The sequence below is a fragment of the Salinimicrobium sp. 3283s genome (assembly GCF_039602225.1).
Lineage (GTDB): Bacteria > Bacteroidota > Bacteroidia > Flavobacteriales > Flavobacteriaceae > Salinimicrobium > Salinimicrobium profundisediminis.
In genome coordinates this window covers 235,885-245,058 of sequence record NZ_CP143631.1, presented here as the reverse complement: position 1 = coordinate 245,058, position 9,174 = coordinate 235,885, and the positions used below count along the sequence as shown (strand labels likewise).

Sequence of the window (9,174 nt, the reverse complement as noted above, 5' to 3'; positions counted from 1 at the left end):
ATGAAAAAACTATTACTTCTCATTATCACAGTATTAAGCTGTCTTTCCTGTGATGATTACCTTGATATAAAACCGGTGGGGCAGGTGATACCTACTACGGTAGAGGATTACAGAAGTTTTCTAACTTCGGCATATTCAATAACAACTTCAAGTAAAGTCCTCACCTCCTTCCGTAGTGATGAGCTAGCATTATCTTCTCAAGCTACGGGAGTAGAACAGTACGAAGATATTTTTATTTGGAATGATTTAAATCCAAGTCCGCTGATGAAGGCTTATCCTTATGCCAGCTTTTATAACATAATTTTTTACACCAATCACATTATCAATAGTCAGGCTAACATAGAAGGTAATCAGGAAGCTATTGAACAGTTGGTAGGGGAAGCTTATGCCCTTAGGGCCATGCAATATTTTGAACTCATGAATTTATATGCAAAACCTTACAATTCGTCCACAGCAGCTACAGATGCTGGAGTACCAGTAACTACTATTTATGAAACAGAAGTGGATTATCCTGTAGAAACTGTTGAAGAAGTTTATCGATTGATCTTAAGTGACCTGGAAGAGGCGGAAACTCTAATTAATATTGAACAACAAACGCCGGGATTGAATTACAGGTTTTCTCAGTGGGCCTTACATGCTTTTAAAGCACGTGTTTACCTTTACAGGCAGGAGTGGCAAAAGGCCATAGATTATGCCGATGCAGCGTTGACTATAGGTTCAGAACTGCAGGATCTAAATTCAGATGTAAACATCATGCCTTCAGAATATAATTCTGTAGAATCTATTTTGGCACTGGAAACTGTGGCTACTTTTGACCTTGTAAACAATGCATCTATTTCCGATGGACTATTATCAATTTATAATCAGGAGGAGGATCTACGATTTGAACTCTATTTTAGTAAGAATTCTGACGGTCGCTATCGTTCTAATAAACGTGAAGAGACCAGATTTAAAGTAAGCTACAGAACTTCTGAGATGTATCTTATACGTGCCGAAGCACTTGCCCGGTTACAAAAACCAGATTTAGCAAAAGAAGCTTTGCTGGCGTTGGTGAAACAACGATATACTCCCGAAGGCTTTGAGGCCTACACCCTTAAAGTTTCTGGCCTGACCCCTGATGAGTTAATTACGGAAATAATAGAAGAACGTAGAAGAGAATTTGCCATAGAAGGCCATCGCTGGAATGATCTGCGAAGAACTACTCAACCGGAGATTACAAAAGTATATGATGGGAAGAGCTATACCTTAAAGAAAAATGATGAGCGCTATGTAATTCCTTTTCCAAGAGATGCTGTAATAAACAATCCAGATTTATAAAAATTAACCCCTTGAAAGCCGTTGTTATCTTGCGTTTTTCAATAATAACTAAAAGATAAAATTAAAATCAAAAATTTCACAATTATGAAGAAGTCCATTTCTATTTTTTTATCAATTATTGCAGTTGCACTTACTGTTTCCTGTTCAAGTGATGATGATGCAATTCAACAATCCTCTTTAGCAGAGATTACAAGCTTTTCACTCGATTTTAAAGGTTTAAATGAAGAAGATGTTGATTATGACCTTGGAACAAACATTAATGTACATGTTCCTTTTGGTACAGATTTAACAGCTGTGGTTCCTACTGTTACAACATCTGAAAACGCTACTGTTTCTCCTGCATCTGGTGCGCCAGTAACCTTTGAAGATGGAGCACCCAAAGTTTTTACCGTAACTGCAGAAGATGGTACAAAGAAAGAATATACGGTTACTGTGAATGTTCGGGGTGAAGTAGGTAGTGGCTCTAAATTGAAAACATACACCATTGCTGACCTTTATGGAGAGAATTCTTCAAGTACCTATTCATATAATGAGGCAAATTTTGTAGAAGAGATTATGCGGGAAGTTGATGATTGGGGCGTAGTAACAACTTCTGTTACCACTTTTGAATATAATGATAAGAATCAGATCATCGCTAAAAGAGTGGAAGCGACTAAGGAAGAAACCCTATACACTTATGGAGATGATAAAATTGTAAAAGCCGTATATTCCGAGGACGGTACTGTAGTTTACACTTACAATTATACCTATAACGAAGCTGGAGAAATTCTTTCTGAAAAGCGTACCAACCATGCCGATGAAGATGCAATAGATGAGATAAAATTTGTTATAGAAAATGGAAACGTCACAGAAGAAAACAGATACGGCGAGGTATATGTTGCAACTTACGATGATAAAAATAATCCGTTTATAGGGTTGTATCCTGCAGCTTATGCTGCAATAAATGCAGGAATACAGGCTGTGAATGTAAACAATCCAATTTCTGGCACCATGGCAGATGATGTTATTTCTTATGAATATAATGAAGACGGTTATCCGGTAAGTTCATCATATACCTATTTTGATAACCTGGCGACGGTTAATAAGACCTTCACCTATTTTACTGAATAAGGTTTATTTAAACCTCTTTTTAATGGAACAGGCACTTTTAATTAAGTGCCTTTTTTTATAATTCAAAATGAAAAATATCCAATTGCTTGTGCTTACCTGTTTTTTTTGTGGATGCATTACAACAAATTTTAATAGGCAAGAAATAGATCTACCCGGGGAAAAAATTAAAAACAAAGAGGAAAGACTCAGAGAGCTATACTCTGAAACTGTAGTACCTTTTTTTGAAGATTTAGAGAATTTAAGTATCCCACTTAACTTTCAGGTAGATCAAAAGGATTTAAGCATAAATGCAGGTGCAGCCTTTGATTATATTGAAGTGAGTAGGGGCTTAATTGATTTAGAAAATGAGCCAATCCAGATATTTGTCCTTGCGCATGAAATTTCCCATTTAGCTATTCTGGAACAAAAGCAAATTCTTGGGATACAAAGTGAACTACCCAAAGGGAGCAAGATTAATGATTATAAAAAAGTTGAATATTTATCTGATTTAATAGCTATATATTTAATTAAAACAAATTATCCCGAAGTTTTTGATCTCTTAGATTCAAACTTTTGTTATTTACAGGAAATACTTGGTGCTGCAAGTTTTACGCATCCATCCGGTAAAGAAAGAATAGATTCAATAAAAAAATATGTAAAAAGTATCAGAAAGGGAAATGAGAAAATTTCATTCCGAAACAGATTTATTCATATTTGGGAGATGCAATGATGATATTATTCAGATTAAGAGAAGAATGAGAGAATCCCTTATTCCGTATTTAGAGGAAGAAAAAAATTTTTCAAGGTAAAAAATATGAGGAATGAAGATTTCATATCTTGTTGTTATTGGTTTGACTTCTTCAATATACAGCATAAAGCACACGTGTGTAAGGTGTTAAGCTTTATTTTTACAGAAAATACTTGCTTTGGTTACACTAAAAAATTGAACATCAGGTGTAACCGAATTTGACACCGAATAGATTCATTTTGATGATATAATTTAATATTATCGAAAAAGAAAAATTCTTTTTTTAAGGCCTTTCTAAATTAGATTTTAAAACGATAAAAAGAGCATATCAGCCAAAGTTAAGGCCACTTGCTTTTGTGTCAAAAACTTAAAAGTGACATACGCATCCCGGTTGGCCTTACCTGTTCTTCTTCTAAAAGATTTCTATAGCTCTCATAATCAATGGGCGTGCCCGCCTTCGCCTTTCTGCATTTCAGCCATGAGATAATACGCGTTATTATGGGCAAATCTCATATCTCCCGGCAGATCTTGTAATAATGTTATTTCAACCCATTCACCTTTATCAGAGCCTGTAGTAATTTCTACAGGTCTAAAGCTCCATGTATCTCCTTCCTCTTCTGCCGTAAAAGCATAAAATTTACCTCCTTCTCTAACTATGGCAGATTCGGGTAATGCAGTTGTTTGTTGGTTGTCGACCGCAATTCGTCCTCTTACATACATTCCCGGCACTAGGTTTTCTGGCCTGTCGATGATTTCTGCATGTACATGCACGGCTTTGGGTTCCTGTTCAAAGTTCTTGCTTACCGAAATGATCTCCGCAGTTAATTCAGTTCCGGGTAATGATTCGATTGTAAAAAATACTTTCTGTCCTTTCTCTACTTTGGCAACATCTTTTTCAAAGACCATGAGGTCTACATGAACATCTTTCGTATTGATGATATGGAACATTTCAATCTGCGACTGTACAAATTGACCTGTTTTTATGTTGACCGCTTGTACAGCACCATCTATGGGGCTTCTTACCGGGATCCTTTGCTGAATATTTCCATTTCGAATAGTTTCAGGATTAATATTTAATTGTTGCAGTTGGGCCTTAAGCCCTGCCACCTGTCCTTTAAGACTTTCCAGTTCTGCCTCGGCACGTTGGAAAATTTGCCCGGAACCCACTCCGGCTTCGTATAATTTCTTTTGTCTTTGAAATTCTTTTTCCTGATAATTCAGACTGTTTAAGGCATTGATATACTGCGTTTGGACCTCAATGATCTCCGGGTGTTCAATGTATGCCAGTACATCTCCACGCTCAACTTCATCTCCTTCGATCACTGTTATTGACGATACGTTACCTCCAATAACAGGAGTAACTGTGGCTTCACTTTGAGGAGGGACTTCCAGCTCTCCATTTGCCTGTACGTAACCGCTCATTAACCTCGTTGTAAGGCTGTCAATTTGCATATCCAGTACATCGAACTGCTGCTGTGAAAGCATAGCTTCCTTGACGGCTTCTGTTTTAGCAGGTTCACCGGCTTCTTCTTTCTGATTCCCTTCTTTTTCAGCATTTTCCCCACAAGACAATAGGAGGAGAAACGGAAGTATATATATTGTTTGAAATTTCATTTTTTTAGTTTTTTCCTGTTAGGTAAAATTGTAATTCTGCAAGGGCTATCTGGTAATTCTCAAAAGCCTCGAGCGCTTTAGTTTCGGACTCCATTGCATTGTCTAAATTCTGAATAAAAGCCACATATTCTATGGCACCTTCATTAAAGGCAAGTAATGAACCCTCCCGTTGTTCCTTCAGCAGGGGAAGGACTTCATCCCTGTAAAACAGCCAGGAAGATTTCCATCGCTTATAGTTTCTCAAGGCAACTTCAAAATCAGATTTTATCTGGTCTTTCTGAAAATCGGCAGTCCTTTGTGCAATTTCCTTTTCTATTTTTGCCGCTTTAGCCTGGCCGTATGTAGCTCCGGAAAGAATTGGAATAGATATACCGGCCTGATAATTATAAAAACCGGTTGCTCCATTTACTTTTTGAAGTCCGTACTGAACACTAATATCAGGAAGGAAATTAGCCTTTTCTGCAGCATAAGCAGCTTCTGCTACTGCAATCTTCTTTTTAGGAACTTCCAAAAGAGGATGATCCGCAGGCAGATCTCCGGTAAGGAAAATTTCATTCTCCCAAAGGTCATTTAAATCATCCGGAACATCATAAGCTTCTTCACCTCCCAGCCAAAGGTTCAGCTTTTGCAGTGCTGTCAAATACTCCATTTCAGCCTGTTGCAAATCAATTGATGTTTGGCTGATCCTATTTTTGGCTGTCAGCATCTCTAATCTTGAAATTGCCTCTACCTCATACCAAAGATTCACTGCCTGGTCTAACTTTTTGTACAGGGAATCCAGTTCCTGGAATAACAGATACTGCTGTTTTGCTGAAAAGGTCCGACTCCAGGCAATTTTCACCTCCTGTGCCACCTGAAGTTGAGACAGCTCATAGGCTTCTTCGGCAAGCGCGATCCTTTTATTGTAGAGCTTATTTTTAGAAGGTATGCCCAGTAAATCTATCCCTTTCTGTTGAACGCCTATCATGGTGTATATTCCGCCGGCTTCTCCAAGCTCTTCTCCACCTGTAAATACTTCGGTTTCCCCGAGATCCCATGCGGATCTTTTCATTGCCTGCTCCTGGTCAATTCTCAATTTTTCATTTTTCAGAAGTGGGTAATTCTGAAGAGCCAGGGCAACGGCTTCCTCCTGACTTACCTGCGGAAACCATTCAGTTGTCTGAGCATTCAAACCGGCAGGTAAAAGGAATAGGGTAAGAATTACTGCAAAAGAACCACCTGTTGTGGGTTTAAATTTCATCCTGCCTGACCTGGATTCGACCCATTTATAAAGAATAGGCAAAATAAACAACGTGAGCAGGGTAGAAGTGATCAACCCTCCAATAACAACAGTTGCCAAAGGCCGTTGCACTTCTGCTCCTGCCGAGCTTGAAATCGCCATAGGCAGGAATCCAAGCACGTCGGTAAGAGCCGTTAATAAAATGGGTCGGATTCTGCTTTTTGTTCCAAGACTGATCCTTTCATTTAGATTTTTCACACCTTCTTCTTTTAATTCATTGAAACTGCTAATAAGTACAAGACCATTTAAGACTGCCACTCCAAATAAGACGATGAAACCTACCCCGGCAGATATGCTAAAAGGCATATCCCGCAGCCATAAAGAAAATATCCCGCCAATAGCTGCAAGTGGAATGGCTATGTAGATCATGGTGGTTTGTTTAAACGATTTTAAAGCAAAATAGATCAGGATGAAAATGAGGAGTAGGGCAATAGGGACAACAATATGCAGTCTCTTACTTGCTCGTTCAAAATTTTCAAAGGCTCCCCCATAGCGAATGTAGTAGCCGGGTGGTAGTTCAAACTCAGCATCCAGTTTGGTTTGTATATCTTCCACTACTGACTTTACATCACGATTCCGGATATTAACTCCCACATAGGTACGGCGGTTGGTGTTGTCCCTACTAATCTGCATCGGGCCGGGCTGATAACTTATTTCAGCCACTTCTTTCAGCGGGATCTGGCTACCTGAAGGCAGGGTTATGTACAAATTCCTGATATTCTCAATACCCGTTCTTTCCTCTTCCTGTAATCGCACTACCAGGTCGAATCGTCTTTCTCCTTCAAAAATAACTCCTGCATCCCCTCCTGCAAAAGCTGACTGGATAAGGGAATTTAGATCCTTTATTTGTAAACCATATTGGGCCGTTTTATTTCTGTTATAATTCACTGTAATTTGAGGAAGTCCGGCTGTGGCCTCTACTTTCATATCGGCAACCCCTTCTACAGTAGAAATAATATTGCCCATCTCCCGCGCCTTACTTGCCAGGACCTCCAAATCTTCACCATACAGTTTAACTGCCACATCTTCCCGAACTCCGGTAAGAAGTTCGTTGAACCTCATTTCGACGGGTTGTGTAAATTCATAACTAACTCCTGGAATAATCTCTATGGTTTCTTTGATCCTGGCAATTAGTTCATCTTTTGAATCTGCAGAGGTCCACTCATCTTTATCCTTTAGAATAATAAAGCTATCTCCAATGTCCATAGGCATAGGATCTGTTGGTACATCAGAAACTCCAAAGCGAGTGACTACCTGCTCTATTTCTGGAAATTCGTTTAGAAGAAGCTGTTCTATTTTTGTGGAGGTCGCAATTCCTTCGCCAAGAGAGCTTCCCGGTTTTAGGATGATATGAAAGGCTATATCCCCTTCGTCAAGCTGCGGAATAAATTCACCTCCCATTTTGGTGAACATGAACGCAGCCAAAGCAAATAGGGCTATGGCAATGCCCAAAATAATCTTACCTCTTTTCAGGGATTTATTTAATAAGGGTTCATATTTATCCTGTAGCCAGACTACAAATTTGTCACCATAGGATTTCTTGTGCTTTTTACCTTCTTTAAGAAAGAGAGCAGAGACCATTGGTACATATGTTAGGCACAAGATCATTGCCCCCAGCATTGCAAACATAAAAGTGAGTGCCATTGGCCTGAACATCTTCCCTTCAACTCCTTCCAGGGCCAGGATTGGCAGAAAAACGATAAGGATAATAAGCTGCCCAAAAAAGGCAGAATTCATCATCTTTTTTGCAGAAGAGGAGGCGATGGAATTTCTTTCAGATTTATTTAATTCGCCTTTTTTCTTCATGTGCTGATGAATTGTAAAAACGGTACTTTCTACAATGATTACGGCTCCGTCGACAATGATCCCAAAATCTATTGCCCCCAGGCTCATCAGGTTTGCCCAGACGTCGAAAAGGTTCATAAGAATGAAAGCAAACAGGAGGGAGAGGGGAATTGTAGAAGCCACAATTAATCCTCCCCGCCAGTTCCCCAGGAGCAGCACCAAGACAAAGATCACGATTAACCCTCCTTCGAGCAGGTTATTTGTAACTGTGGAAGTTGTGTCACTAATAAGTTCACTTCTATCCAAAAATGGCTTTATGGAAATACCTTCAGGAAGGGATTTCTGAATCTGTTCAATCCTGTCTTTTACATTGTCAATTACCTCATTGGAATTGGCTCCTTTCAGCATCATGACCATTCCGCCAACGGCTTCTCCCTGTCCATTTTTTGTCAGTGCTCCATAACGTACGGCACTTCCTATTCGAACATCAGCAACATCTGAAACGGTTATAGGCACTCCACCGGAAGTGGTAACGACAATCTTCTTCAAATCCTCCACACTTCTGGCAAGTCCCTCGGCCCGAATGAAGTTTGCCTGATGATTCTTTTCAATATAAGCCCCACCGGTATTCTGATTGTTGTTTTTAAGGGCGATAAAAACATCAGAAATGGAAAGTCCAATAGCTTTTAGTTCGTCCGGATCTACAGCAACTTCATATTGCTTTATCCTTCCGCCAACACCATTCACCTCAACAACTCCTGGTACCATGGCCATTTGTCGGCGTACAATCCAATCCTGAATCGTTCTCAGCTCAGTAGGGGAGTAGTCATCCCTGAATTCCTCTTCTACTTCGAGGGTATACTGATAAATTTCCCCCAGTCCCGTAGAAATAGGTCCCATAGAAGGTTGTCCAAAACCTTCGGGAATTTCATCTTTTACAGCATTCAGTTTTTCACCTACTAACTGCCTGGGGAGATAAGTACCCATTTCATCTTCAAAGACAATAGTTACTACGGAAAGCCCGAACCTGGAAACTGAGCGTATTTCTGTAACGCCCGGCAAATTACTCATAGCGATTTCCACGGGGTAGGTGACGAACTGCTCGATGTCTTCAGTTCCTAAATTAGGTGCCTGGGTGATCACCTGCACCTGGTTATTTGTGATGTCTGGTTGGGCATCTACCGGAACCTGAAAAACGCTCCAGATCCCTGCACCAATGAGCACCACTGTTAAGAGACCAATAATGAATTTATTATTGATCGAAAAATCAATGATCTTATTAATCATACATGATAATTTAATTCAGTTTGTAATAAATTCTCTGGCTAGAGCCAGTGACCAC

5 protein-coding genes are annotated in these 9,174 nt (G+C 39.5%); 3 read left to right on the top strand and 2 right to left on the bottom strand.

What is annotated here, in order from left to right:
- The 3 genes from VS868_RS01095 (at position 1) to VS868_RS01085 (ending at position 3,136) form a co-directional block, all read left to right on the top strand.
- Complete coding sequence (locus VS868_RS01095) at positions 1-1,317, top strand: RagB/SusD family nutrient uptake outer membrane protein (protein WP_345598913.1); 1,317 nt, start codon at positions 1-3, stop codon at positions 1,315-1,317.
- 84 nt (positions 1,318-1,401) lie between these two features.
- Complete coding sequence (locus VS868_RS01090) at positions 1,402-2,427, top strand: hypothetical protein (RefSeq protein ID WP_266069034.1); 1,026 nt, start codon at positions 1,402-1,404, stop codon at positions 2,425-2,427.
- 67 nt (positions 2,428-2,494) lie between these two features.
- Positions 2,495-3,136 carry a hypothetical protein gene (locus VS868_RS01085; RefSeq protein WP_345598912.1) on the top strand — a complete coding sequence of 214 codons (642 nt, stop codon included), beginning with the start codon at positions 2,495-2,497 and terminating at the stop codon, positions 3,134-3,136.
- Positions 3,137-3,592: 456 nt separating this feature from the next.
- On the opposite strand, the gene VS868_RS01080 is transcribed toward VS868_RS01085, so the two are convergent.
- A complete protein-coding gene (locus VS868_RS01080) occupies positions 3,593-4,768 on the bottom strand; it encodes an efflux RND transporter periplasmic adaptor subunit (protein ID WP_345598911.1) in 1,176 nt (391 codons plus the stop codon).
- 4 nt (positions 4,769-4,772) lie between these two features.
- Complete coding sequence (locus tag VS868_RS01075; RefSeq protein WP_345598910.1) at positions 4,773-9,119, bottom strand: CusA/CzcA family heavy metal efflux RND transporter; 4,347 nt, start codon at positions 9,117-9,119, stop codon at positions 4,773-4,775.
- Between the last annotated feature and the right edge of the window lie 55 nt (positions 9,120-9,174).